This window comes from Paraburkholderia agricolaris, from assembly GCF_009455635.1.
Lineage (GTDB): Bacteria > Pseudomonadota > Gammaproteobacteria > Burkholderiales > Burkholderiaceae > Paraburkholderia > Paraburkholderia agricolaris.
In genome coordinates, this window is record NZ_QPER01000001.1 from 4,699,252 (window position 1) to 4,723,925 (window position 24,674).

Genomic DNA, 24,674 nt, shown 5'->3' on the forward strand with positions numbered 1-24,674 from the left:
GATGCCATTGCGGCAACAGCGCGTTTCCATCGTTTTGTGCGGCACAGCCGCTGCCGCACAGGTCACCTCGGCATTCTTCACACAGGCGACATCTCCTCTTTAACGCCTCTCTTCAGCATCGGCTTCCTCGCGCAAAGCGACACCGAAACTCTGCAGCAGCGGCGCGTTTTCACACGCCACATACGTCGCATCCTGGTCGCCCGTATTGCCGTGCTGATGCCACGCCCACACGGGCACATACAGCGCGTCGCCGGCCTGCCACTCGACGCGTTGCGAGCCGATGCGCGACCAGCCACGGCCCGCAGTGACGTAAATCAGCGTTTCGTAATTGTGCCGATGCAAGCGCGACGTCTGTCCCGGCTTGAGTCCGCCGATGGTCATGCTCAACACATGCGACGGCAAGTCCACCAGCGCAACGGGATGCTGCCGTTCCGCTGAAAACGCCGCATCGTTGCCGCCAAGCACGTTGCGATGCACGACCTTGTCCGGCACCTGTGCTTCGAGTACCGCCGGCACACGCGGGAAATCGACTGAACTGAAGCGGCCCCGCTCGTTCATTGCGCGCCTCCGGCCATCAGACGATCGAACAGCCGTAGACGCGCATTGAGTGCCGCCTCGCCCGCGCTGACCATCGTGACCACCGACGCCGGATCGTCGGCAACCATACGCGCCATGATGTCGCGCATGGTGTCGGCATGGCCGTCGTCACACTCGATGTGAAGCGTGAAAAACCCGAGTCGCTCACGCGGCACGCCGGCCTGCACGAAACCCTCGACGATATCGGCATAGAACACCGGAACGATCGCTTCCGCCCCCAGGCACAGCGCGCCCAAACCATTCGCCGGGTCGGTCTGGCGGCACAGCATGTACATGGTGTCGATCAGACCCTGCGTCTCCGGATAAACGGGTTCGTTCGCCGGATTCACGCCGAGATCGGCGAGCATTTCACGGTACAGCTTCGAGTGCGGCGTGGGACTGTCTTCCGCGAGGCCGATTTCCTCCAGCAGGTTGCCTGCGAGCCGCAAGCAGTCGTCGCCCGAGCGGAGGTTCGCCATCAGCGCGGAGAGGAAGCGGGTGAAGTGCTCGCCGTACTTCGCATGTTGAGTCAGCAGCCGATTGAGTCGCGGCCGGCCGATCGTTCCAGCACGGCACGCGGCAAGGAAAGGATGCACCGAAATTCTCGCCTTCAATTCTTCCTGCGTATCGCCGATTACGTCCGTCGAAAAAACCGCTTCTTCAATAGCAAACATAGTTTCCTTATTAGAATAATTAATCCGCATTGCCGCCGCAGGAAAAACATTTTATTCAGTGGCCGGTCAATACAGAGTTCAATCGACATCGAACCCAATCACCATAACAGCCCCGTCTGGATTGACTCTGAATGGATGCGGGTCAATTGATAATTGGCAATCGGCCTATTAAGACGCGAGGTTTAATCAGGAATATTCCGGAACCGGCAAATGAGAAATAGGAACGCGAAAAGGTGCCGTGCGCGGCACAATAAAAAAGCCCCGCGGGCAGAACCCGCGGGGCTTTTTTTATAACTGGCGCAGCGCGCCCGGAATCTCACTTCACATTCCAGGCAGCGCCCGCCGGACCGGGACGCGTGGGACCGCTTACTTACCGCCCACGCTTTGCAGCGTCGTCCACTTGCCGTCGACAACCTTGTACAGCGTGATGCCGCCGTTCTTCAGGTCGCCCTTGGTGTCGTACGCGAGGTTCGCTGCCGTCACTGCCGGCATCGAGGTCTTCGCGAGCAGCGGCAGATACTTGGCCGGATCGGTCGAGTTAGCCTTCTTCATTGCGTCGAACATTGCCATTGCGCCGTCGTAAGCGTACGGCGAGTACGTTTGCACGTCTTCGTTGAAGCGCTTCTTGTACTTCGCGACGTAGTCCTTGCCACCCGGCATTTCTTCCAGCGGCAGGCCGGCGAGCGATGCCACCGTGCCGTTCGCTGCTTCACCCGCGATCTGGATGAAGGTCGGCGTGTGGACCATTTCGCCGCCCATCAGCGGCGCCTTGATGCCCAGTTGCTTCATCTGCTTGACCATCGGTGCCGCTTGCGAATCCGCGCCGCCGTAATAGATCAGGTCCGGTTGCACTGACTTCAGCTTGGTCAGGATCGACTTGAAGTCGACAGCCTTGTCGTTCGTGTATTCACGATCGACGATCGTGCCGCCCGCAGCCTTCGCTGCCTTCTCGAACTGATCAGCCAGACCTTGGCCGTAAGCCGTGCGATCGTCGACGATCGCGATCTTCTTCACGCCCAGGGTCTTCACCGCGAACGTGCCGGCGACCGAACCTTGCTGCGTGTCGGACGTCATCATGCGGAACGTGGTCTTGAAGCCTTGCTGCGTGTACTCAGGTGCCGTCGCCATGGCGATTTCGGGGATGCCCGCGTTCGCGTAAATGCGCGAAGCCGGAATCGTGGTGCCCGAGTTGAAGTGGCCGAGCATGCCCTTGATGCCGTCATCCACCAGCTTCTGTGCAACGGTCGTGCCGGTGCGCGGGTCAGCCTGGTCGTCGGCCGAATCCAGCACGAAACGAACCTGCTTGCCGCCGATCACCGGCTTGGTGGCGTTCATGTCTTCCACAGCCAGCGTGATGCCGTTCTGGAAGTCTTTGCCGTAGTGCGCCTGTGCGCCCGTCATCGGACCGGCAAAGCCGATCTTCACGTCTTCAGTCGATTGAGCGTTGGCCGTCCCCGCCAGCGACATTGCCGCAACCAGTGCTGCGCCTGCCAGCTGTTTCATCTTGTGTTGCATAGCTTCTCCTTGGTACCAGGTGTGGATGGAGCGGTTTTTCGGGGTCGCCGTACCGCTTCCGTTCTATTGAAGGGATCAATGAGGTTCGCTCAACCGATCGTCATCAAATTTGCATTACCGCCTGCTGCTGCCGTATTCACACTGACCGAGCGCTCCGTCAACAGACGCTCGAGCGCGTAGTCTTCATCGCCGCTTTCCAGCGCGCGCGCCGCGACGCCTTGCACCGAAACGATCGGCCCCGGACGTTTCGCGACTTCCTTCACCAGCGCCAGCAGTTCGTCGCTATCGCCTTCGAACAGCACTGCGTCGAACGGCGTATCGGCACTCTTCTTCACGCTTGCGTAGGACTTCAACGCGGCGGGCAATTGCGATACCAATTGTTCACCAGCCGCGCCCTCGAACAACGCGCGATTTCCCGTAGCCAGCGCTGCGGCAAACTGCACGCGTGCGCCGCTTGCCGTCGAGGCGATGCACAGCACCGTGCCGCGTGCGCCCAGCGTGTACGTGTTGCGCTCACCCGTGGGCCCAGACAATACCGCAGTCGCACCCGCCGGCACATGCGACAGATAACCGTCGCAGCGCGCGGCCAGCACTGGCTGTTGTTCGTCGATCAGCCAGTCGCGCAGCGCCGCCAGCGCCGCGGACGGATTGTCGCCGCGATTATCCCCGTTCGGGCCGGCTTGCGGTACGTCGGCGATCAACGACTGCGCTAGCGACTTCGGCAAGCCTGCCGGACGCGTCGCCAGCAGACGTTGCAGATACAGCGCACCCCCTGCTTTCGGACCCGTGCCCGACAAACCTTCGCCGCCGAACGGCTGAACTCCCACTACCGCACCGATCACATTGCGGTTCACGTAGATGTTGCCGACATGCGCGCTGCTGATCACGTGAGCAATGGTTTCGTCGATCCGCGTGTGGATACCGAGCGTGAGGCCGTAGCCCGTTGCACGGATCTGCTCGAGCAGCTTATCCAGTTGGCTGCGGCGGTAGCGCACCACGTGCAGCACCGGGCCGAACACTTCACGCTTCAATTCGTCGATGCTGTCGAGTTCGATCAGCGTCGGCGGAACAAACGTGCCTTGTGCGCCGCCTTCCGGCATCGGCAGTTGCTCGACCTTGCGGCCTTTCTCACGCATCGCCGCGACGTGCGCGTCGATACCGCGTTTTGCATCGAGATCGATCACCGGGCCGACGTCGATCGACAGACGATCCGGATTGCCCACCGACAGTTCGCGCATTGCGCCCGTCAGCATTTCCAGCGTGCGGTCCGCCACATCTTCCTGCAGACAAAGAACGCGCAACGCGGAACACCGTTGACCGGCGGAATCGAACGACGACTGCAGCACGTCCGCGACCACCTGCTCAGCGAGCGCCGACGAATCGACGATCATCGCGTTCTGACCGCCGGTTTCGGCGATCAGCGGAATCGGCTTGCCCTCCGGATCGAGGCGGTTCGAGAGCGTCCTGTTGATCAGACGCGCGACTTCGGTCGAACCGGTGAACATCACCGCGCGGGTGCGCGGATCGGCCACCAACGCGGCGCCGACCGTTTCGCCGTCGCCCGGCAGCAGTTGCACGGCGCCCGCCGGCACGCCGGCTTCGCGCAGAATGCGCACAGCTTGCGCGGCGATCAGCGGGGTTTGTTCCGCCGGCTTCGCAAGCACGGTATTACCGGCCGCCAAAGCCGCCGCTACCTGGCCCATGAAAATCGCCAGCGGGAAGTTCCACGGGCTGATACACACCACCGGACCGAGCGGGCGGTGCGTGTCGTTGGAGAATTCGTTGCGGATCTGCGTCGAGTAGTAGCGCAGGAAATCGATCGCTTCGCGGATTTCCGCAACCGCGTTCGCCAGCGACTTGCCGGCTTCCCGCACGACGAGACCCATCAGCGTGTGCATCTGCGCTTCGAGCAGATCAGCGGCACGCGCGAGGCAATCGGCGCGGGCTTCGACCGGTGTGGCTTGCCAGATCGGCGCGGCGGCAACCGCGTGCGCCAATGCCGCGCTCACGTGTTCCGACTTCGCTTCGACAACCGTGCCGACGAGGTCGCGATGATCGGCCGGGTTGCGCACATCGCGCGCAACGCCCACGGCGATCTCGTTGTCTTCCAGCATCGGCGCGGCGCGCCACGGGTGATGCGCGCTCGCCAGCAAGGCCGACGACAGCGAGGCCAGACGGTGCTCGTTCGACAGATCGAGACCCATCGAATTGAGACGCTCGGCACCAAACAGATTGCGCGGCAGCGGAATCTTCGCGTGCGGCGCGCCGAGCGGCACGATCTTCGACGCTTCGTCGACCGGATCGGCGATCAGCTCCTTGATCGCGACGCTTTCATCGGCGATGCGGTTCACGAACGAGGTGTTCGCGCCGTTTTCCAGCAGACGGCGCACGAGGTATGCGAGCAGCGTTTCATGCGTGCCGACGGGGGCATACACGCGGCACGGACGGTTCAGCTTGTCGCGGCCGGTGACTTCCTCGTACAGCGGTTCGCCCATGCCGTGCAGACACTGGAACTCGTACTGGCCAGGGTAGTAGTTGTTGCCCGCGAGGTAATAGATCGCCGACAGCGTGTGCGCGTTGTGCGTGGCGAACTGCGGATAGACAGCGTCCGGCGCGCCGAGCAGTTTTTTCGCGCAGGCCAGGTACGACACGTCTGTGTAGATCTTGCGCGTGTAGACCGGATAGCCTTCCAGACCGTCCACTTGGGCACGCTTGATTTCGGTATCCCAGTACGCGCCCTTCACGAGGCGAACCATGATGCGGTGACGGCTGCGGCGCGCCAGATCGATCAGGTATTCGATCACGAACGGGCAGCGCTTCTGGTACGCCTGCACCACGAAACCGATGCCGTTCCAGCCGGCCAGTTCCGGATCGAAGCACAGCGCTTCGAGCAGATCGAGCGAGATTTCGAGGCGGTCGGCTTCTTCCGCGTCGATGTTCAAGCCGATATCGTAGCGGCGCGCGAGGATCGCCAGCGAGCGCACGCGCGGCAGCAGTTCGCTCATCGTGCGTTCCTGCTGCGAACGTGAATAGCGTGCATGCAGCGCCGATAGCTTGATCGAGATACCCGGGCCTTCGTAAATGCCGCGGCCGCCGGCGGCCTTGCCGATCGCGTGGATCGCCTGTTCGTACGACGCGTAGTAGCGTTGCGCGTCGGCTTCGGTGGTAGCCGCTTCGCCGAGCATGTCGTACGAGTAGCGGAAGCCGCGCGCTTCGTATTTGCGGCTGTTGGCCAGCGCTTCGGAGATGTTCTCGCCGGTGACGAACTGCTCGCCCATCAGGCGCATCGCCATGTCGACGCCCTTGCGGATCAGCGGCTCGCCGCCCTTACCGATCAGACGCGTGAGCGCCGACGAGAGGCTCGCCTCGCTGTTGGTCCCCACCAGCTTGCCGGTGATCATCAAGCCCCACGTCGCGGCATTGACGAACAGCGACGGCGCCTGGCCGACGTGCGATTTCCAGTCGCCCTTGCTGATCTTGTCGCGGATCAGCGCGTCGCGCGTGGCGCGATCGGGAATGCGCAGCAGTGCTTCGGCGAGGCACATCAGCGCCACGCCTTCCTGGCTCGACAACGAGAATTCGTGGATCAGCCCTTCGACGCCACCGCCCTTGCTCTTCGTGCGCAGCGTTTCGACCAGCTTGCCGGCCATGGCCTGCACATCGCCCGCGAGATTGGCCGGCAGACGCGCCTGACCGAGCAGGAACGGCACGCATTCCGGTTCGGGACGGCGATACGCGGCGGTGATCGCCGCGCGCAGCACCGATTGCGGTTGCACGTTCTGCGCGAATTCGAGGAACGGATGCGACGCGCTGTCTTCGTCGTGCTCAACCGCAGCGCCGTCAGCCAGATCGGCCGAGCCCGTGTGGCCTGACAATTCTGGGGGTAATTGGCCGTGTTCGATCTTTTCGAGGTATGCGAAGATCGCCTGCTTGATCAGCCAGTGCGGAGTGCGTTCGAGGCGAGTAGCGGCATCTTTCAGCCGGGAACGCAGGAGGTCGTCGACCTTGACGCCGAGGGTGGTGCTAGCCATGTTTCCTTCTTCGGATACCAGACGACATCGCTGGCGAGAGACTAAAAGTTGAGCGAATCGTACGCCTCCCAATAAAAAGGTGCAACCATGCATCGCGCATGGTTGCACCTTCGTAGAAGCCTTATATGGCGGGGGTTTGCGCCGAATGGCGCCGCACGTGGCAAGCGCGGTTGCGATTGGTACTTTCCCTAGCGTGATTCTTTTCGCTTTTACCCTTATCAGATTGCTCTGCGCGCCGTTATACAGAACATGGGTGGCGGCGGCCTCAAGGCACGCACATAAAAAGCGGTACGGGGTTTTAGAGGACTGGTGAAATGGAAAAGTGGTTGGTCATACTGGGCATCTGGGCGATGTGTGCGATGTGCGCGGTGCTGTTCATCCGTGGCGCGACGGGTGGTTCGGGCAAACGCACGGCCGCGGATGGACGTGCGCGTCCGGCCTCACGCGCCTCGGCAGGCGATGTGCGGGCAGCGGCGAACGATTGAACGGTTGAATCCGGCGGCTCGCCATGGCCATAGCGATGCCGGTCCCGATCCCGATTGAGGTCTCGATCGAGCTCTCGATTAATGCAGCGAACAGTGAATGTGCGCCGCCCGGTTCAACCAGCGGCGATGTCGACGCGCGCGTCAGAAGTGCGTGATCGGCTCGAACTGCGCGCAGACGTCATCAGGCGAAACGAGCTGGTCGTGCAGACGGCAAAGCCGGCTGTCCGCCACGCTCGCGCCGAACCCGGAACTGAACACGGTGAGGCCCGGAATGCTCTGCTCCAGTGAATGCCGATCCTCGGCGCGATACCGGCAGCTTGCACAGCGCGGCACGCACGCGTCTCCGCGTGCGTGGGCCGTGCCGGCAATGCGGACAGCCTCGCTCATTACGAGCCCTGTCCCAAGCTATTCCAGTACGGTGCGAACACGTGCGCGGACAGCGCGTAGCCGATGGCGATATTGACGACCACGCCCGCCGTGAAGGCCAGGAACGGCTTCAGGCCGGTGGCCGACAACGCGCGCAGGCGAGTGGTCAACCCGATGCTCAGAAAACAGAACGTGAACGCCCACGTGCGCAGCGCGGTAATCGGCGCGACGAATTCGGGCGTGACGATCTTGCGGTAATCGGCCAGCGAGTAGTGACTGGCGACCCACGTCACCAGAGCGGATGCGATCACGAAGCCGATCACGAATTTCGGGAAACGCGCCCAGATATCGCCCACTTTGGCCCTGGATTTGACGCCACTGTCCTGCGATTCCCAGCGTGTTGTCGCGACAATCGCCAGCACGAACGCCCAGATACCGATCCAGATGTCGCGGCCCACCACCTTCATCAGCGTGAACGCCTGCAGCGACGCCTCTGGCGCGCCCGCAATAACACCACCCGCGTGCTTCGCAAAGTCGCCATAGGCTTGCGCGGCGGCAATGCCCGCGGCGTCGGCGAATTCGGAGGTGCCGATCCACGCGCCGGCGACCGCCGTCGATAGTCCCAGCGAGCGCGACGCGAACGGCAGCACGAAGATCATCACGATCGCCCACAACACGACCAGCGTGATCGCCACCGACGCCTGTTCGCGCCTCGCCCGCACCGCGCCGGCAATCGCAATTGCCGCCGAGACACCACACACCGCGCCGCCCACACCGAGCACGGCCGCGAACCGCCGGTCGAGGCCAAGCGCCTTGCCGGCAAAAAAGATCACAAAGAATGTCACGAGCGAGACGATGGTCGCCTGCCCGACCGCGACCGGCCCCGCCCACACCAGCAAGGTGAACGGCAGCGTCGCACCGAGCAGCACGATGCCGACCTTGATGTAAAACTCCACTCGCAGACCGGCGGAGAACCACTCGGGCAAGGTGAATACATTCGAGATCAGCAGGCCGAGCGCCAGCGCCACCAGCGGCGGTTCGAGGTTGTACTTCGACGCATTGACCCACGCGCCCAGCGTGAAGATCAAAGCCGATGCGATGAACAGGATCAGGAACGACGCCAGGAATGCGCCGATCCGCTGCTTCAACGCGGTAAGACTCACGCCGAACAGCACCGCGAACACAACGAACAGCGCAACATAAGCCGGCAGATGCTTACCGATGTCCTGCGCGGCTTGTGCCACGTTCGACCATTTGGCCGGCGCTACCGCCAACCACTTGATGCTGCTGCCCGAGGCGAATAGTCCCCAGGCGATCACGATCACCAGCAGGCCGATCCAGACGGCCCACCAGTCTTCAGTGGAAAAGAGACCGCCGTCGTGTGCGCTTTGGCCACTGTGATCTTTGCCGGGCGCCGCGCCAGTCGGCAGCGTTTGATTGGTATCGCTCATCGTCATGCCCCGAGTGAGTAGAGGTACATCGGCGCGGGAATGTTGGAGTTTTGCTTAACGATGCGCCGATTCGGCGAAATATAGGCGAGCGGCGGCGCAAAACGAAACGACCATTCGCTCTATGAATATGACTCAAAGGAGTAACGAGCAACGCCGCGGGTGGCGCGGCGGCAGGCGTCAGATGTCGAGCGGGTCGACTTCGAGGTTCCAGCGCAGCACGCCTTTCAGTGTGCGCAGCATCGGTTGCCACGCGCGCAACGTAGCCTGCAGCGCACCCCGCGATGCGCTCTCAATCAGCAATTGCGCGCGATGCACATGCATCACCTTGACGATGGTGAGCGGCACGGCGTCATAAACCGTCACGCGCTCGGCGGCCGGGATCTCCGTCAGCGCGGCGGCGGCCTGTTGCAGGAAGGCAAGCGCGGCTTCGAGTGTGCGGCCTTCGGCGCGCAGCAAAGCCTGATAGACGAACGGCGGCAAGTGAGCGTCACGCCGTTCGGCCAGCGTCGAACTGGCAAAGCCGACGTAGTCATGCCGGCCCAACGCGTGGTACAGCGCATGGCGCGGATAGCGTGTCTGCACCAGCACTTCGCCTGGCAAACCGGCACGGCCGGCGCGGCCGCTCACCTGCATCAATTGCGCGAAGAGCCGCTCGCTCGCGCGGAAGTCGTGTGAGAACAAGGCGGTGTCCGCATTCAGCACGCCGACCAGCGACACCCGCTGAAAATCGTGCCCCTTCGCAATCATCTGCGTACCGACGAGGATATCGACCTCACCCGCGTGAACGTCGGAAAACAGCGCCTGCGCGCTGCCTTTGCGGCGCGTACTGTCGGCGTCGATGCGCAACACGCGGGCACCGGGTACGGCGCTCGCCAGGGTTTCTTCAACGCGTTGAGTGCCGCGTCCCATCGGCGCGATGTCGACATTGCCGCACTCCGGGCACGAACGCGGAATGCGCGATTCCCAGCCGCAGTGGTGGCAGCGCAGCGCGCGCTCGGGTTTGTGCAACACGACGTAGGCGCTGCAACGCGGGCAGCCTGCCACCCAGCCACAGGCATCGCAGGCGAGCTGCGGCGCGTAACCACGCCGGTTGAGAAATACCAGACTCTGCTCACCGCGCTCGAGCCGCACCTTCAGCGCCGCGATCAACGGCCCGGATAAACCTTCCACCGAAGCCCGCCCGCGCCGGCGCTCTTCTTCCAGATCGATCAGCTTGACGGTCGGCAAAACAGCCTCGGCGACCGCCCGGCGCGACAGGGTAAGCCGCTTATAGCGCCCCTGATCCGCCTGCCACCAGCTTTCCAGCGACGGCGTGGCCGAGCCGAGCACCACCGGCAAAGCCAGTTGTTTGGCGCGATAGATCGCCAGATCACGCGCCGAATAGCGCAGGCCTTCCTGCTGCTTGTAGGCCGGATCGTGTTCCTCATCGACGACAATGATCGCGAGTTTTGGCAGCGAGGCAAGCACCGCCAGCCGCGTGCCGAGCACAATGCGGGCACGCCCGGTGTGCGCGGCAAACCAGTTGCGGGCCCGTTCGCCTTCCGCGAGACCGCTGTGCAACGTGACGATCGAGGTGCCTTCGAGCGCAGCAAAGCGCGCACGGAAGGCCGACTCGAACTGCGGCGTCAGATTGATTTCGGGGACGAGGACGAGTGCCTGGGCGTCGGGCTTCGCGGCCAGAATCTCGGCGAGCGCACGCAGATACACCTCCGTTTTGCCGCTTCCCGTCACGCCGTGCAGCAGGAATGGGGCGAAACCGTTCGCGTCGCGGATCGCCTCGACTGCGCTCGCCTGCTCGTCGGTGAGGGTGGGCAGGATGGGCGCGGGTGTATCCGCCGACCCGGGAGTGGCGAGTACCTCGGCGGCTTCGATCACCTCCAGCGCAACCCAGCCTTCGGCTTGCCATGCGTCCAGGGTTGCAATGGCTTTGGGGTGGAGCGCACGGGCGTCGGCGGCGATCAGAAATTCGGCTTCGGCGAGAGCTGAGGCGAGCTTGCGCAGCGCGCTGGCGCGCGCAGGCAAAGTTTCGGGCAGTGCGGCGCGGCCTGCCGCCGTCAGGCTGTAACGCTTTTCCGGTGCGAACAGACGCGACCAGCGCGAGGCATCTCGCAGAGCTTGTGGCAACGCGGGCAACGCGACTTCTCCGAGGCCGCGCTGATAGTAATCGGCAGCGAAGGCCGTGAGACCCAGCCATTCGGCCGACAGCGGCGGGCAGGCGGTACAGACTGCGCTAACCGCCCGCAAGCGCTCCGCCGGCACGTCACTGTGAGTAGTCACTTCGCAGACGAGGCCAACCACATGACGCTTGCCGAACGGCACGCTCACCAACATGCCCGGCGCGACAGGCTCGGGTGTGTCGCAACGGTAGTCGAACAAAGTCGGCAGCGGATGATCCAGCGCGACGCGGACGAAAACGTCACTCACGCGGCGGTGTGGATCAGGTAAATGGCTGCGTCACGACGCCGCGTCACAGCGCGCATTGAACACACGGCGAACCCATCGAAGTTAAAGTAAAACTTCAATTTCCGCGCTAAGTTTTGGATTCGGCTGAACAATTGCAATCGGCCCGCTTGCCTGTGGATAACTTTGTTGAGAACTTCGCTCAGATGGGCCAGGAACCGCGCCGCAGCGGCGTTCTGTGGGATTTCACACATTTTGTCGTGAGCCCTTGAAACCCTTGCCAGACAAGGCTGAGATCAAAGGCGCCGACAATGTGCAAGGGCTAAGGCAGGACGAAAGCTTCTACCGCGCCGCAGCGTGAACAATGTGCATAAGTCAAGTCTTGACTTTCGTGGGACCGCCATCTGACGGCCCGTTGACTACAAATATTCCCTTAGACCGAGAGCCCAGTTCGCCGCAATGCAGCAAAAATGGCAACGATTTCGGCGTCAGGTTGGTGCATGCGCGCCACTGCGAATCGCGCGGCTATGACGATGGACTTCGTCTACCAGTTCGGCGACGTTCTCCGGCGGCGTGAACTGCGAAATGCCATGGCCGAGATTGAAAATATGGCCAGGATGATTCCCGAAGCTGTCGAGCACGGCGCGCGCCTCCATGCGGATCGAGGCCGGCGGCGCAAACAGCACCGAAGGATCGATATTGCCCTGCAGCGCGACCTTGCTACCCACACGCTCGCGGGCTCGGCCCAGGTTCACGGTCCAGTCGAGACCGACCGCATCCACACCCGTATCGGCGATCTCATCGAGCCACAAGCCTCCGCCCTTCGTGAAGGTGATCACCGGCACTTTTTCGCCGTCGTGATCGCGCTTCAGCTGGCTCACGACCTGCTGGATGTATTGCAGAGAGAAGCGTTGATAGACGCCATCTGCGAGCGCCCCGCCCCACGTGTCGAAAATCATCACGGCTTGCGCACCGGCTTCGATTTGCGCATTCAGATATGCCGCAACCGACTTCGCGTTGACCTCGAGAATACGGTGCATCAAGTCCGGGCGGGCATACAACATGGATTTGACGGTGCGGAAATCCGCCGACCCGCTGCCTTCGACCATGTAGCACGCCAAGGTCCACGGGCTGCCTGAAAACCCGATCAGCGGCACGCGCTGACGGCCTTGCGCGTCGGTGAGCGCGGTGCGGATTTCGCGCACTGCGTCGGTCACGTAGCGCAGCGTGGCGTCGATATCCGGCACAGCAAGGCGTGCCACGTCGTCTTCAGTGCGTACCGGCCGGGCGAATTTCGGACCCTCGCCGGCGACGAATTCGAGACCCAGGCCCATGGCGTCCGGCACGGTCAGGATGTCGGAAAACAGGATCGCGGCGTCGAGCGGATAGCGCTCCAGCGGTTGCAGCGTTACCTCCGTTGCGTACGCCGGGTTCTTCGCCAGACCAAGGAAACTGCCCGCACGAGCTCGCGTGGCGTTGTATTCCGGCAGATAGCGGCCAGCCTGCCGCATCAGCCAGATCGGCGTGTAGTCGGTCGGCTGGCGCAGCAGCGCGCGCAGGAAAGTATCGTTCAGGAGTTTATGGGCCACGTTGCGTACGACTGAAGGCAAAGGGGCATTTTACCGGAGCCGGCCCGCCGTATCGCGCTTGATCCAGGCAATAACGCTCACACACCTTGCTTGCGGCCGGCTTTTTCGCTGCCCCGTGCGGCGCCATGACTCAGCTGAACGGCCAATGTTCAAGCGCGAATTGCCGGGCTATCATCCGACGGCCTTACCAAACAATTACGCGCAACCAAGGAGACTCGATGAACAAGGCAGCACTCGCACTGCTCGGCGTTTTGACCGGTGTTTTGATGCACGCAGGCGTGGCCCAGGCGCAGACCAGCACCACGGCCGCGGCGCCCTCCCGGCTCGACGAAATCCTCGCGCGTGGCACGCTGCGCGCCTGTACAACGGGTGACTACAAGCCGTACTCGTTTTACAAGGCAGACGGCCAGTTCGAAGGTATCGATATCGACATGACCGAGTCGCTCGCCAAATCGCTCGGCGTGAAGGCTGAATTCGTCAAGACGTCGTGGTCGAACCTGATGAACGACTTCGTCGCGAAATGCGACATTGGCGTGGGCGGGGTTTCGCCAACGCTCGAGCGTCAGAAGCGCGCGTTTTTCACGCAGGCGTACATGATCGACGGCAAAACGCCGATCGTCCGGTGCGACGACGTCAACAAGTATCAGACGGTAGCGCAGATCGATCAGCCGGCGACCCGCGTGATCGTCAATCCGGGCGGCACCAACGAGCGTTTCGCCAAGCAGTATTTCCCGCACGCGAATCTGACTATCTATCCGGACAACGTGACGATCTTCAAGCAGATCCTCGCCGGCAAGGCCGATGTCATGGTGACGGATGCGTCAGAGACCCTGCTGCAGCAAAAGCTGAATCCGGGTCTTTGCTCAGTGCATCCGGACAAGCCGTTCCAGTACGGCGAGAAGGCGTGGCTGCTGCCGCGCGGCGATGTGACGTTCCAGCAATACGTCGATCAGTGGCTGCACCTCGCGCGCGCGACCGGCGAGTATCAGGCAATCTCGGACAAATGGCTGAAGTAGCTGGAGGGACGCGGTCTGCGTCCTGCCCAGTTGGCAAAGACTGGCAGGTCGATTGACTAATAAGTCCGCACGGCTGACACAATCGTGTAACCAGCGTTTGAGGTGTTAAGCAAAACCTGAGCAATCCAGTTGAACAGAGGGTCGACGAACCGGCCCTCTGACAAGTCTTCCCCGCATGCATGAAATGCTGCGGCGCAGCGCGCAGAACTGCCCGCGAATAAGCGGGTTTCGTCACGCCGGAAAACCGCCTGTAATACAGCCGATCCGTCCTGAAAAAGTTGAGCATGCAACCATTTCATGCGGAATCGACTGAACGGATTACGCCGCGATATGCGTCACGAGTAGCATCAATCAGGCGTATGAAATTGCACAACTGTCATCGGTAAAATTTACGTTTAAAACGTTTCGGATTGGAAATAAGTCCTGCAACGCCTTATCTGGCGGGCGTTACAACCTGAAACACTTTGTTACCGCGCTGGTAGGTTAATTCGCCCACAATGCCCTCAACGGTTTCAACACGGATGTGGCTGGGTGCGTGGTGTGAGCGGATACGATGCACTTGCCGGTCGGCGTATGCCGAAGCCCTGTGAAGGGGCATCCCTGCTGGGGCCGTAGTCGACGCAGGGTCGTCGTCTCAGTTGGTTCCATCTTTGGTCTCCTCGCGCTAACCCCGTAGCGTGTGGTTTTTAGCGGGCTCCAGGCCCGCTTTTTTTTCGTCTGGTCAAACGTTTGCGAGCTTCATAGCGGGTTGATTTGTGGCGGTTTCCAGCTGTACCTTTTCCCGCGCACGGCTCCTCTTCCGGCAAACGGTTTTCCTCAAAATGTCGGCCGGCGCCACGCGGATCTACGCGTGGCGCCGAACCAGCATGCCCATCAAGCCGTCTTGTCTTCCTGAATCTTCAATTCGCTGATCATCCGGTCACGCATGACGAACTTCTGCACTTTGCCGGTTACCGTCATGGGCAATTCGTCGACGAAGCGGATGTACTTCGGCACCTTGTAGTGAGCGATCTGGCCCTGGCAAAACTGCTGAATTTCCTCCGCCGTGGCTTGCTCTCCTGAGCGCAATACAATCCACGCGCACACTTCCTCACCGTATTTCTTGTCGGGCACGCCAAACACCTGCACGCTCTGGATTTTCGGATGGCGGAACAGAAACTCTTCGATCTCACGCGGGTAGATGTTTTCACCACCGCGTATCAGCATGTCCTTCAGGCGGCCAACGATGTTGCAGTAGCCGTCGGCGTCAAGCGTCGCCAGATCGCCGGTATGCATCCAGCCGTCAACGATACTTTCCCGCGTCTTCGCTTCGTCCCCCCAGTAGCCTTGCATCACCGAATAGCCCTTGGTGCACAGTTCACCCGTTTCCCCCACCGGCACGATATTGCCAAGCGGATCGACGATTTTCACTTCCAGATGCGGCTGAATGCGTCCAACCGTCGTGGTGCGTTTGTCGAGCGGATCGGTGGTCGAACTCTGGAAGGACACCGGGCTCGTTTCCGTCATGCCATAGGCGATGGTGATCTCACTCAGATGCATGCGCGCGACGACCTTCTTCATCGTCTCGATAGGACACGGCGAACCGGCCATGATGCCCGTGCGCAGACGCGAGAAGTCGTAGGTGGCGAAGTCCGGATGATCGAGTTCGGCGATGAACATGGTCGGCACACCGTGCAGCGCGGTGCACTGCTCTTCAGCCACGGCCGCGAGCGTTGCCGCCGGATCGAAGCCCTCGCCTGGAAACACCATGTTCGCGCCGACCGATACGCACGCAAGCACCGCCAGCACCATGCCAAAGCAGTGATAAAGCGGAACAGGAATACACAGGCCGTCCTGCTCCGTTAGCCGCATCGCCATCGCGATATAGCGGGCGTTGTTGACGACGTTGCTGTGTGTCAGCGTCGCGCCCTTCGGATTGCCCGTCGTGCCGCTGGTGAACTGAATGTTGATCGGTTCGTGGCAGGACAGCGTCGCACCGATAGCATCGAGCTTCGCGACGTCCAGCGTTGCGCGGCCCTGCTCGATTACGTCGGAGAAGGTCAGCATGCCGGGCGTTTCCGTGTCGCACATGCGAATCACGTAGCGCAACTCCGGCAAGCGAGCGGCGTGCAGTTCGCCCGGCTTTTGCGTCGCCAGTTCCGGTGCGAGCTCCTGCAACATTTCGAGGTACATCGACGTCTTGAAACGCTCGGCCGCGATGATCGCCTTGCAGCCCACCTTGTTCAACGCGTACTCGAGTTCCGCGAGTCGGTAAGCCGGATTGATGTTGACCAGCACCGCGCCGATGCGCGCGGTGGCGAACTGCGTGAGCAGCCATTCCACACGGTTCGGCGACCAGATGCCCACCCGGTCGCCTTTCTCGATACCCAGCGCAAGCAGCCCGGACGCCAGCACGTCGATCTCTTCCGAGAACTCCCGCCACGTCCAGCGAATACGCTGCTCGCGAAATACCACGGCCGGACGGTCAGGGAAGCGCGCTGCGGTGTCGCGCAGAAACTGGCCGAGAGGCGCTTCATTCAACGGAATCTCAGTCGACCCGCGAACATACGACAAATTGTCTTTAGGTTCGATGAGTGCACCTTCGCCTGACATATACGTTGCCATGGTGTTGTCTCCGTGAGCGAAAGCTCGCCCAGTCTATTGAAATGAATTTGAAACCGATTGTGCCACCGGCGTATGTCCGTACGGCATCAAGTGTTACCCGCCCTCTGCGCCAACGGTGGCTGTGACGATTACCCAATGTCTGCAGACTGAATCTGCGATTTTGCTGACCTTTCCGTAAACGTCAAGTAGTGGTCAAAAAAAAGCAGCCGCGAAGGCTGCTTTCTCTCTGATACGTATTGCTTAGCTCTGACCGCGCAGCTTGCGCAGACGCTGAATCGCAGCGAGCTGAGCCGTCGCGTACGCCAGTTCCGCTTGCGCGGTCGCGTATTCGAGGTTCGAACCCGTGTTTTGCAGCGCTTCTTCTGCGCGCTTGCGTGCATCTTCGGCTTTGGCTTCGTCGAGATCCTTGCCACGGATCGCCGTGTCGGCGAGAACCGTCACAGCGCCCGGCTGGATTTCGAGGATGCCGCCGGCGACGAACACAAACTCTTCTTCGCCGTTTTCAGCTTCGATGCGCACCGCACCCGGACGAATCCGCGTGATGAGCGGCGTGTGGCCCGGCAGAATGCCGAGTTCACCTGCTTCGCCCGGCAGTGCGACGAACTTCGCCTGGCCCGAGAAGATCTGCTCTTCCGCGCTGACTACGTCTACTTTAATGGTTGCCATATCGACTCCTGGTGAGCGTAATTCGAGGGCACCGACATTGGCCGGCGCCCGCTTCTATACACCCGACCTTTACTGGATCTTCTTGGCCTTTTCGAAGGCTTCGTCGATCGTGCCGACCATGTAGAACGCTTGCTCCGGCAGGTGGTCGCACTCGCCCTCAACGATCATCTTGAAGCCACGAATCGTTTCTTTCAGCGGCACGTACTTGCCCGGCGAGCCCGTGAACACTTCAGCGACGTGGAACGGCTGCGACAGGAAACGCTGGATCTTACGAGCGCGCGCCACGGCGAGCTTGTCTTCCGGCGCCAGTTCGTCCATACCCAGAATCGCGATAATGTCGCGCAGTTCCTTGTAGCGCTGCAGCGTTTGCTGCACACCGCGCGTGATCGAGTAGTGCTCTTCACCGATCACGTTCGGGTCGATCTGACGCGAGGTCGAATCGAGCGGGTCCACGGCCGGATAGATACCCAGCGAAGCGATGTCACGCGACAACACGACGGTTGCGTCAAGGTGGCCGAAGGTCGTAGCCGGCGACGGGTCGGTCAAGTCATCCGCAGGGACGTACACGGCTTGCACCGACGTAATCGAGCCGGTCTTGGTCGACGTAATACGCTCTTGCAGCTTACCCATTTCTTCAGCCAGCGTAGGCTGATAGCCCACTGCCGACGGCATACGGCCGAGCAGTGCCGACACTTCGGTACCGGCCAGCGTGAAACGGTAGATGTTGTCGACGAAGAACAGCACGTCGAGGCCTTCGTCACGGAAGTGCTCAGCCATCGTCAGGCCGGTCAGCGCGACGCGCAGACGGTTGCCCGGCGGCTCGTTCATCTGGCCGTACACCAGCGCGACCTTGTCGAGAACGTTCGAGTCCTTCATTTCGTGATAGAAGTCGTTCCCTTCACGGGTACGCTCGCCAACACCGGCGAACACGGAGTAACCACCGTGTTCTTTAGCGATGTTGTTGATCAGTTCCATCATGTTCACGGTCTTGCCCACGCCGGCGCCACCGAACAGGCCAACCTTACCGCCCTTCGCAAACGGGCAGATTAGGTCGATAACCTTGATGCCGGTTTCGAGCAGTTCCGTCGACGGCGACAGTTCGTCGAACGCCGGAGCCTTCTGGTGAATACCGCGAACCACGTCCGAGTTGATCGGGCCGGCTTCGTCGATCGGGCGACCCAGCACGTCCATGATCCGGCCGAGGGTCGGCTTGCCGACCGGCACGCTGATCGGCTTGCCGGTATTCTTCACCGTCGTACCGCGGCGCAGGCCGTCCGATGCACCCAGACAGATGGTACGGACAACGCCGTCGCCCAGCTGCTGCTGGACTTCGAGGGTCAGTTCCGAACCTTCGAGAATGAGCGCGTCGTAAATCTTCGGCATGTGGTCACGCGGAAATTCCACGTCGATCACCGCGCCGATGCACTGTACGATCTTGCCTTCTACCAAAGCAGTAGTACTCATCGCTTTTCCTTTAGATACTCAATTCTTCACTCGCGCAAAGGCGCAATTTCGATGGGACCGCCAAGGTGGGGTGCGCCACGAAGGCGCACACGAAGCGGCATGCCTGACCGTTAGGGTCAGACCGCCGCCGCGCCACCGACGATTTCCGACAGTTCTTTCGTGATCGCGGCCTGACGGCTCTTGTTGTACACGAGCTGCAGTTCGTTGATAACCGTCTTCGCGTTGTCCGAAGCGGCCTTCATTGCGACCATTCGTGCCGACTGCTCCGATGCCATGTTTTCCGCGACAGCCTGATAGACCAGCGCTTCGACATAACGCACCAGCAGTTCGTCCACCACTGCCTGTGCATCCGGCTCGTAGATGTAGTCCCACTGCGTGCTCGGCGTCGTGCCGTCCTCTTCCTTGCGCTCGAACTGCTCTGCCGACAGCGGCAGCAGTTGCTCGATCACCGGCTCCTGCTTCATCGTATTGACGAAGCGCGTGTACGCGAGGTACACCGCTGAAACCTTGCCTTCCGAGTACAGGTCGAGTTGCACCTTCACCGCGCCGATCAGCTTTTCCAGATGCGGCGTGTCGCCCAGATGCACGACATTCGACACCACCTTGGCGCGCAGACGGTTCAGGAAGCCCAGACCCTTGGTGCCGATCGCAGTTGCTTCGATCGTCTTGCCCTGGCCTTCCAGTTCCTTGAACTTCTGCAGCGACGCACGCAGCACGTTGGTGTTCATCCCGCCGCACAACCCTTTATCGGTTGTGACGAGGATGATGCCGGCCGTTTTCGCACCTTCGTTCGACACCATGAACGGGTGACGATACTCCGGGTTCGCACGGCTCATGTGCGCAGCGATATCGCGGACCTTGTCGGCATACGGGCGAGCAGCGCGCATGCGCTCCTGAGCGCGGCGCATCTTCGATGCGGCCACCATCTCCATCGCTTTCGTGATCTTGCGCGTGTTTTGCACGCTCTTGATCTTGCCGCGAATTTCCTTCATTCCAGCCATTGCTTGCTCCTTGTCGGCCCAAGTTAGCGCTTTAGCGCTTACTCGGGTCCCATGCAAAGCGATCTAAGCAGCGCGGGTTCAGTTGCTTGCGGCCCGCGCCGCTTCAAGGTCCTTTTATGCCTTGCGGATCACTCGCAAATCAATAAGCGCCGGACTTCTTGAAGTCTTTGAGAGCCGTATGCAGCAGGGCTTCGTCGTCCTTCGAGAGTTCCTTGGTATCTTCGATGCGCTTGACCAGGTCAGCGTGGCTCGACTTCAGATAGTCGCGCAGGCCCTTTTCGAACGGCAGCACTTGCGCAACTTCCAGATCGTCGAGGTAGCCGTTGTTCGCTGCGAACAGCGAGACAGCCAGTTCCCACACTTGCAACGGCTGATATTGCGGCTGCTTGAGCAATTCCGTCACGCGGCGGCCGCGCTCCAGTTGCTTGCGGGTCGCTTCGTCGAGGTCCGATGCGAACTGCGCGAACGCAGCCAGTTCACGGTACTGTGCGAGGTCGGTACGGATACCGCCCGACAGCTTCTTCACGACCTTGGTTTGTGCCGCACCACCAACGCGCGACACCGACACGCCGGCGTTAATTGCCGGGCGGATACCTGCGTTGAAAAGGTCGGTTTCCAGGAAGATCTGGCCGTCGGTAATCGAGATCACGTTCGTCGGAACGAATGCGGTCACGTCGCCTGCTTGCGTTTCAATGACCGGCAGTGCCGTCAGCGAACCGCTCTTGCCCTTCACTTCGCCGTTCGTGAACTTCTCGACGTACTCTTCCGAAACGCGAGCAGCACGTTCCAGCAGACGCGAGTGCAGATAGAACACGTCACCCGGATAAGCTTCACGGCCCGGCGGGCGGCGCAGCAGCAGCGAGATCTGACGGTATGCCCAGGCTTGCTTGGTCAAATCGTCATAAACGATCAGGGCGTCTTGACCGCGGTCGCGGAAGTATTCGCCCATCGTGCAGCCGGCGTACGGTGCGAGGTATTGCATCGCGGCCGATTCCGAAGCCGAAGCGGCCACGACGATCGTGTATTCCAGCGCGCCGGTTTCTTCCAGCTTGCGCACCACGTTCATGATCGACGAAGCTTTCTGGCCGATCGCGACGTAGATACAGAAGAGGTTCTTGCCCTTCTGGTTGATGATCGCGTCGACTGCGACTGCGGTCTTGCCGCACTGGCGGTCGCCAATGATCAGCTCGCGCTGGCCACGGCCAACCGGCACCATCGCGTCGATCGACTTCAGACCGGTTTGAACCGGTTCCGAAACCGACTTACGCCAGATCACGCCCGGAGCAATCTTTTCGATTGCGTCGGTCTTTTTCGCGTTGATCGGGCCCTTGCCGTCGATCGGGTTGCCGAGTGCATCGACCACGCGGCCGAGCAGTTCCGGACCCACCGGCACTTCGAGAATGCGGCCCGTCGTCTTGACGATGTCGCCTTCCGAAATGTGTTCGTACTCACCCAGAATCACGGCGCCGACCGAGTCGCGCTCGAGGTTCAGTGCGAGACCGAAGGTGTTGCCCGGGAATTCGAGCATTTCGCCCTGCATCACTTCCGACAGGCCGTGGATGCGCACGATACCGTCGGTCACGGAGATCACGGTGCCCTGGTTGCGAACGTCTGCGCTCGCTTCAAGGCCCTGGATCCGGCTCTTGATCAGCTCGCTGATCTCAGAGGGATTGAGTTGCATTATTCGCTCCTGATAGTCAATTCTGTTGCGTGCCAGCTGCTGAAGCGCCTCGGGCGCTTCAGGCCGTCAGAGCCGTCTGCATGCTGGCAAGCCGCGCGCGGACCGAGGTATCGAGCACTTCGTCGCCGACCGTCACGCGCACGCCGCCGATGAGCGACGAGTCGACTTCGACCGTCGGCTTCAGCTTGCGCTTGAATTTGCGTTCGAGACTTGCGACGAGTTCGTTCAACTGCGCGCCTTCGAGCGGGAATGCGCTGACGATCAGCACATCTGCCGCCCCTTCGCGGGCGTTCTTCAACTCTTCGAACTGCGTAGCGATTTCCGGCAGCAATTGCAGGCGATGGTTATCCACCAGCATTTGCACCAGATTCTTCGCTTGCGCGTTGTCCTTGAGCGGTGACTTGACCGCAGCCAGCAGCAGTTCGCTGACCTGGGCACGGCTTACTTTCGGGCTCGAGGCGATCGACAGCACTTCGGGCAGACGCGCAACCTGTGCCAGCTCCTGCACGAGCGTGGACCAGGCGGCGATGTCACCAGCTTCGGCCACGCCAAACAGCGCTTCTGCGTACGGACGGGCGATGGTTGCAAGTTCGGCCATGATCAGAGCTCGGCTTTCAGTTGATTCAGCAGGTCAGCGTGAGCTGCCTGGTCGACTTCGCGCTTCAGGATCTGTTCAGCGCCCTTCACTGCCAGTGCGGCGACTTCGCCGCGCAGCGTTTCGCGCGCCTTCACGACTTGCTGTTCCGCGTCGGCCTTCGCTTGCGCGATGATGCGAGCGGCTTCAGCTTGTGCTTGAGCCTTGATTTCGTCAGCGACTGTCACTGCGCGCTTTTCTGCGTCAGCAATACGTTGCTGACCGTCATTGCGTGCCTGAGCGAGTTCCTGGTCGACGCGCTTGTGGGCGGCTTCGAGTTCCGCCTTACCCTTTTCAGCAGCCGACAAACCGTCAGCGATCTTCTTCGAGCGCTCGTCGAGGGCGTTGATCAACGGCGGCCACACGAACTTCATCGTGAACCACGCGAGGATCAGGAACACGACCATTTGCGCAAACAGGGTTGCGTTGAGATTCACGGTGTTTCCTTAAACGTTGCTAGTTCGGAAAGTGAAACGGCAAGGCGCTCATCGATTCTGTATTCGATCAGCGCCCAAGTGCCCGTTCCGCCCTGCGCCTTTACCAGTTATAGCTCAGGCGCAAACTTCCGAGGAACCTCAGCCTGCCAGCTTCGACAGCAGCGGGTTCGCGAACGCGAACAGCATTGCCACACCAACGCCAATCAGGAACGCCGCATCGATCAGACCAGCCAGCAGGAACATCTTGGTTTGCAGCGGGTTCATCAGTTCCGGCTGACGCGCACATGCTTCGATGTACTTGCCACCCATCAGGCCGATACCGATACAGGCGCCGATTGCACCCAGGCCGATGATGATGCCGATACCGATGGCGGTCAGACCCTGGATGTTGGCGATGAAAGCTTGCATGATCACTCCTTTGTGAAAAGTCTTTTAGAACTGGTTGGAACTGGGATTTAAATAAAACAAAACTAAAAACAATTCGTCGTTCGACACGCCGTGATTAGTGGCTGTCGTGTGCCTGTCCGATGTACACCAACGTCAGCATCATGAAAATGAATGCCTGCAGGAAAACGATCAGGATGTGGAAGATCGCCCAAACCGTGCCTGCGATGACGTGGCCGATAAAGCCGAGCACTGACGCGTCCGCGCCGAAACCCCACATGCTGCCGAGCAGGGCAATCAGCAGGAACAACAGCTCGCCCGCGTACATGTTGCCGAACAGCCGCATGCCGAGCGAAACCGTCTTTGCGACGAACTCGATGATGTTCAATGCAAGGTTCGGGATCCACAGCAGCGGATGCGCGCCGAACGGAGCCGACAGCAGTTCATGCACGAAACCGCCTGCGCCCTTGATCTTGAAGTTGTAGTAAATCATCAGCGCGAACACGCCGAGCGCGATGCCGAGCGTGCCGTTCAGGTCGGCGGTCGGCACGATGCGATGATGGGGAATGACTTGCGACAGACCCAGCCAGCCGATCACGCGGCCCGGCAGATCGACGGGGATGAAGTCGAGGGAGTTCATCAGGGCAACCCAGACGAACACGGTCAATGCCAGCGGAGCGATAAAGGTACGCGAGCCGTGGATCATCGACTTCGATTGATCCTCGACCATTTCGACCAGCATTTCGATTGCGCATTGGAAACGGCCCGGCACGCCGGACGTTGCCTTGCGAGCAGCAAGATGCAGGATGGCGATGGTGGCCAGACCGCAAACGATCGACCAGAAAAGGGTGTCCAGATTCCACACGTGAATGTCGAAAATCGACGTCTGGTGCGCGGTGGAAAAGTTCTGCAAGTGGTGCGCGATGTACTCGGACGGATCCAGAGCGCGCGTGCCTTCGCTAGCTGCCATATCGTTAATGCCACCCAAATTGTCGAAAATCGTCTTAGGCCGTTCCCGCCGCAATGCTGTATTGCGGGAACACACCGGGTGCGGATCGTGTCATATCCGCACTCCTTACGCCAGCGCTACGCGCCGGCCTGAATTTTGTGCTGCTTTTGTGCTGCTACTCTCTGCTACGACCTTAACGCCACGCGAGGGCGATCCAGTACGTCTTGAGCGCGATGAGGTAAGTCACGAGCAGCGGCACCCAGCATACGTCGTGATACCAGAAGGCGATGACTACAAACATCGCGATCGTTGTCCCCATCTTGAGCGCTTCGCCGATCATCCAGCTCATTGCTGTTTTGGCGCCGCTCAGCGTTCTAAGACGTGCCGCGAACAGCGCGCTCGGCACCCAGCAGATCGCCCCCCCCAGGAACGCGGACAGCGCAGCAGCGCCCGGCGGCTTGTAGAACAGCCACCACACCAGCGTCGCACCCAGGGACAAAACCATTTGCGCCGCCACGACCTTGAAAGGCGTAACGCGCGATGGACGACTCACATTCGGGCCAAACAGCTTTTCAGCCTCGACCCGGGTGAGCGGAACGATATTGTTATCTTGTTGCTCGACATCCCACGCATCGTCAGTTGTAACGTGCTGACCGGTGGACGCATCGGAAACGGTGCGTTCAGCGCGGTGGTCGTCACGCCCATTCTTCGGCGCTTGATTCGACGTTTTAACCGCCATCGCAGTGTTCCG

The 24,674-nt window shown here is 61.1% G+C and carries 20 protein-coding genes; 2 read left to right on the forward strand and 18 right to left on the reverse strand.

Translation table 11 applies throughout. The features are described 5' to 3' along the window. Positions 1-99 precede the first annotated feature (99 nt). The 4 genes from GH665_RS20790 to putA form a co-directional block, all read right to left on the reverse strand. Positions 100-558 carry a cupin domain-containing protein gene (locus GH665_RS20790; protein ID WP_153137977.1) on the reverse strand — a complete coding sequence of 153 codons (459 nt, stop codon included), beginning with the start codon at positions 556-558 and terminating at the stop codon, positions 100-102. Further along, positions 555-1,250, reverse strand: a complete 696-nt coding sequence (locus tag GH665_RS20795) for an iron-containing redox enzyme family protein (RefSeq protein ID WP_167530968.1) — start codon at positions 1,248-1,250, stop codon at positions 555-557. Before GH665_RS20795 ends, GH665_RS20790 begins: the two co-directional genes overlap by 4 nt. Before the next feature lie 366 nt (positions 1,251-1,616). Further along, entirely contained in the window at positions 1,617-2,765 is a 1,149-nt protein-coding gene (locus tag GH665_RS20800; RefSeq protein ID WP_153137981.1) for a branched-chain amino acid ABC transporter substrate-binding protein, read from the reverse strand. An 89-nt stretch (positions 2,766-2,854) separates the two neighbouring features. Beyond that, positions 2,855-6,796, reverse strand: a complete 3,942-nt coding sequence (gene putA, locus GH665_RS20805) for a trifunctional transcriptional regulator/proline dehydrogenase/L-glutamate gamma-semialdehyde dehydrogenase (protein WP_153137983.1) — start codon at positions 6,794-6,796, stop codon at positions 2,855-2,857. A gap of 314 nt (positions 6,797-7,110) precedes the next feature. On the opposite strand from putA, the gene GH665_RS38790 reads away from it, so the two are divergent. Beyond that, positions 7,111-7,281 carry a hypothetical protein gene (locus tag GH665_RS38790; protein ID WP_167346784.1) on the forward strand — a complete coding sequence of 57 codons (171 nt, stop codon included), beginning with the start codon at positions 7,111-7,113 and terminating at the stop codon, positions 7,279-7,281. A gap of 141 nt (positions 7,282-7,422) precedes the next feature. Here GH665_RS38790 and GH665_RS20810 read toward each other — a convergent pair whose 3' ends face one another. The 4 genes from GH665_RS20810 to hemE all read right to left on the reverse strand — a co-directional run bounded on the left by GH665_RS20810 (position 7,423) and on the right by hemE (position 13,087). Further along, positions 7,423-7,668 (reverse strand): hypothetical protein, encoded by a 246-nt coding sequence (locus tag GH665_RS20810; RefSeq protein ID WP_153137985.1) that lies wholly within the window; start codon positions 7,666-7,668, stop codon positions 7,423-7,425. Then, a complete protein-coding gene (locus GH665_RS20815; protein ID WP_153137987.1) occupies positions 7,668-9,098 on the reverse strand; it encodes a YeiH family protein in 1,431 nt (476 codons plus the stop codon). The genes GH665_RS20810 and GH665_RS20815 overlap by 1 nt, the downstream gene beginning before the upstream one ends. Before the next feature lie 177 nt (positions 9,099-9,275). Further along, complete coding sequence (locus GH665_RS20820) at positions 9,276-11,522, reverse strand: primosomal protein N' (RefSeq protein ID WP_153137989.1); 2,247 nt, start codon at positions 11,520-11,522, stop codon at positions 9,276-9,278. A 464-nt stretch (positions 11,523-11,986) separates the two neighbouring features. Beyond that, a complete protein-coding gene (gene hemE / locus GH665_RS20825; protein WP_153137990.1) occupies positions 11,987-13,087 on the reverse strand; it encodes a uroporphyrinogen decarboxylase in 1,101 nt (366 codons plus the stop codon). A gap of 218 nt (positions 13,088-13,305) precedes the next feature. Here hemE and GH665_RS20830 point away from each other — a divergent pair, with 218 nt between their 5' ends. Next, positions 13,306-14,103: a transporter substrate-binding domain-containing protein gene (locus GH665_RS20830; RefSeq protein WP_153137991.1), complete on the forward strand. Its 798-nt coding sequence runs from the start codon at positions 13,306-13,308 to the stop codon at positions 14,101-14,103. An 873-nt stretch (positions 14,104-14,976) separates the two neighbouring features. Here GH665_RS20830 and GH665_RS20835 read toward each other — a convergent pair. The 10 genes from GH665_RS20835 to GH665_RS20880 all read right to left on the reverse strand — a co-directional run bounded on the left by GH665_RS20835 (position 14,977) and on the right by GH665_RS20880 (position 24,662). Continuing rightward, a complete protein-coding gene (locus GH665_RS20835) occupies positions 14,977-16,707 on the reverse strand; it encodes an AMP-binding protein (RefSeq protein ID WP_153137993.1) in 1,731 nt (576 codons plus the stop codon). A gap of 240 nt (positions 16,708-16,947) precedes the next feature. Next, positions 16,948-17,373 carry a F0F1 ATP synthase subunit epsilon gene (locus GH665_RS20840; protein ID WP_020067428.1) on the reverse strand — a complete coding sequence of 142 codons (426 nt, stop codon included), beginning with the start codon at positions 17,371-17,373 and terminating at the stop codon, positions 16,948-16,950. Positions 17,374-17,442: 69 nt separating this feature from the next. Continuing rightward, complete coding sequence (gene atpD, locus GH665_RS20845; RefSeq protein WP_011490289.1) at positions 17,443-18,837, reverse strand: F0F1 ATP synthase subunit beta; 1,395 nt, start codon at positions 18,835-18,837, stop codon at positions 17,443-17,445. 116 nt (positions 18,838-18,953) lie between these two features. Continuing rightward, positions 18,954-19,838 (reverse strand): F0F1 ATP synthase subunit gamma, encoded by an 885-nt coding sequence (gene atpG, locus GH665_RS20850; protein ID WP_028198437.1) that lies wholly within the window; start codon positions 19,836-19,838, stop codon positions 18,954-18,956. A 139-nt stretch (positions 19,839-19,977) separates the two neighbouring features. Continuing rightward, positions 19,978-21,519, reverse strand: a complete 1,542-nt coding sequence (atpA, locus tag GH665_RS20855; RefSeq protein WP_028198436.1) for a F0F1 ATP synthase subunit alpha — start codon at positions 21,517-21,519, stop codon at positions 19,978-19,980. A gap of 58 nt (positions 21,520-21,577) precedes the next feature. Then, positions 21,578-22,117, reverse strand: coding sequence for a F0F1 ATP synthase subunit delta (locus GH665_RS20860; protein WP_028198435.1), 540 nt, complete (start codon positions 22,115-22,117; stop codon positions 21,578-21,580). A gap of 2 nt (positions 22,118-22,119) precedes the next feature. Beyond that, on the reverse strand, positions 22,120-22,590 hold the full coding sequence (locus tag GH665_RS20865; protein WP_054038575.1) for a F0F1 ATP synthase subunit B: 471 nt from the start codon (positions 22,588-22,590) through the stop codon (positions 22,120-22,122). A 138-nt stretch (positions 22,591-22,728) separates the two neighbouring features. Next, a complete protein-coding gene (atpE, locus tag GH665_RS20870; protein WP_007180033.1) occupies positions 22,729-22,998 on the reverse strand; it encodes a F0F1 ATP synthase subunit C in 270 nt (89 codons plus the stop codon). 94 nt (positions 22,999-23,092) lie between these two features. Then, a complete protein-coding gene (gene atpB, locus GH665_RS20875; protein ID WP_153137995.1) occupies positions 23,093-23,944 on the reverse strand; it encodes a F0F1 ATP synthase subunit A in 852 nt (283 codons plus the stop codon). A gap of 172 nt (positions 23,945-24,116) precedes the next feature. Further along, positions 24,117-24,662 (reverse strand): ATP synthase subunit I, encoded by a 546-nt coding sequence (locus GH665_RS20880; protein WP_153137997.1) that lies wholly within the window; start codon positions 24,660-24,662, stop codon positions 24,117-24,119. Positions 24,663-24,674: the final 12 nt, after the last annotated feature.

What these genes read in the sequence shown, in the direction of transcription:
- GH665_RS20800 (WP_153137981.1), bottom strand. Translation starts at nt 2,765, where the DNA reads ATGCAACACAAGATGAAACAGCTGGCAGGCGCAGCACTGGTTGCGGCA.
- putA (WP_153137983.1), bottom strand. Translation starts at nt 6,796, where the DNA reads ATGGCTAGCACCACCCTCGGCGTCAAGGTCGACGACCTCCTGCGTTCC.
- GH665_RS20815 (WP_153137987.1), bottom strand. Translation starts at nt 9,098, where the DNA reads ATGAGCGATACCAATCAAACGCTGCCGACTGGCGCGGCGCCCGGCAAA.
- atpD (WP_011490289.1), bottom strand. Translation starts at nt 18,837, where the DNA reads ATGAGTACTACTGCTTTGGTAGAAGGCAAGATCGTACAGTGCATCGGC.
- GH665_RS20830 (WP_153137991.1), top strand. Translation starts at nt 13,306, where the DNA reads ATGAACAAGGCAGCACTCGCACTGCTCGGCGTTTTGACCGGTGTTTTG.
- GH665_RS20840 (WP_020067428.1), bottom strand. Translation starts at nt 17,373, where the DNA reads ATGGCAACCATTAAAGTAGACGTAGTCAGCGCGGAAGAGCAGATCTTC.
- GH665_RS38790 (WP_167346784.1), top strand. Translation starts at nt 7,111, where the DNA reads ATGGAAAAGTGGTTGGTCATACTGGGCATCTGGGCGATGTGTGCGATG.
- atpG (WP_028198437.1), bottom strand. Translation starts at nt 19,838, where the DNA reads ATGGCTGGAATGAAGGAAATTCGCGGCAAGATCAAGAGCGTGCAAAAC.
- GH665_RS20860 (WP_028198435.1), bottom strand. Translation starts at nt 22,117, where the DNA reads ATGGCCGAACTTGCAACCATCGCCCGTCCGTACGCAGAAGCGCTGTTT.
- GH665_RS20795 (WP_167530968.1), bottom strand. Translation starts at nt 1,250, where the DNA reads ATGTTTGCTATTGAAGAAGCGGTTTTTTCGACGGACGTAATCGGCGAT.
- atpB (WP_153137995.1), bottom strand. Translation starts at nt 23,944, where the DNA reads ATGGCAGCTAGCGAAGGCACGCGCGCTCTGGATCCGTCCGAGTACATC.
- atpA (WP_028198436.1), bottom strand. Translation starts at nt 21,519, where the DNA reads ATGCAACTCAATCCCTCTGAGATCAGCGAGCTGATCAAGAGCCGGATC.
- GH665_RS20835 (WP_153137993.1), bottom strand. Translation starts at nt 16,707, where the DNA reads ATGGCAACGTATATGTCAGGCGAAGGTGCACTCATCGAACCTAAAGAC.
- atpE (WP_007180033.1), bottom strand. Translation starts at nt 22,998, where the DNA reads ATGCAAGCTTTCATCGCCAACATCCAGGGTCTGACCGCCATCGGTATC.
- GH665_RS20790 (WP_153137977.1), bottom strand. Translation starts at nt 558, where the DNA reads ATGAACGAGCGGGGCCGCTTCAGTTCAGTCGATTTCCCGCGTGTGCCG.
- GH665_RS20880 (WP_153137997.1), bottom strand. Translation starts at nt 24,662, where the DNA reads ATGGCGGTTAAAACGTCGAATCAAGCGCCGAAGAATGGGCGTGACGAC.
- GH665_RS20810 (WP_153137985.1), bottom strand. Translation starts at nt 7,668, where the DNA reads ATGAGCGAGGCTGTCCGCATTGCCGGCACGGCCCACGCACGCGGAGAC.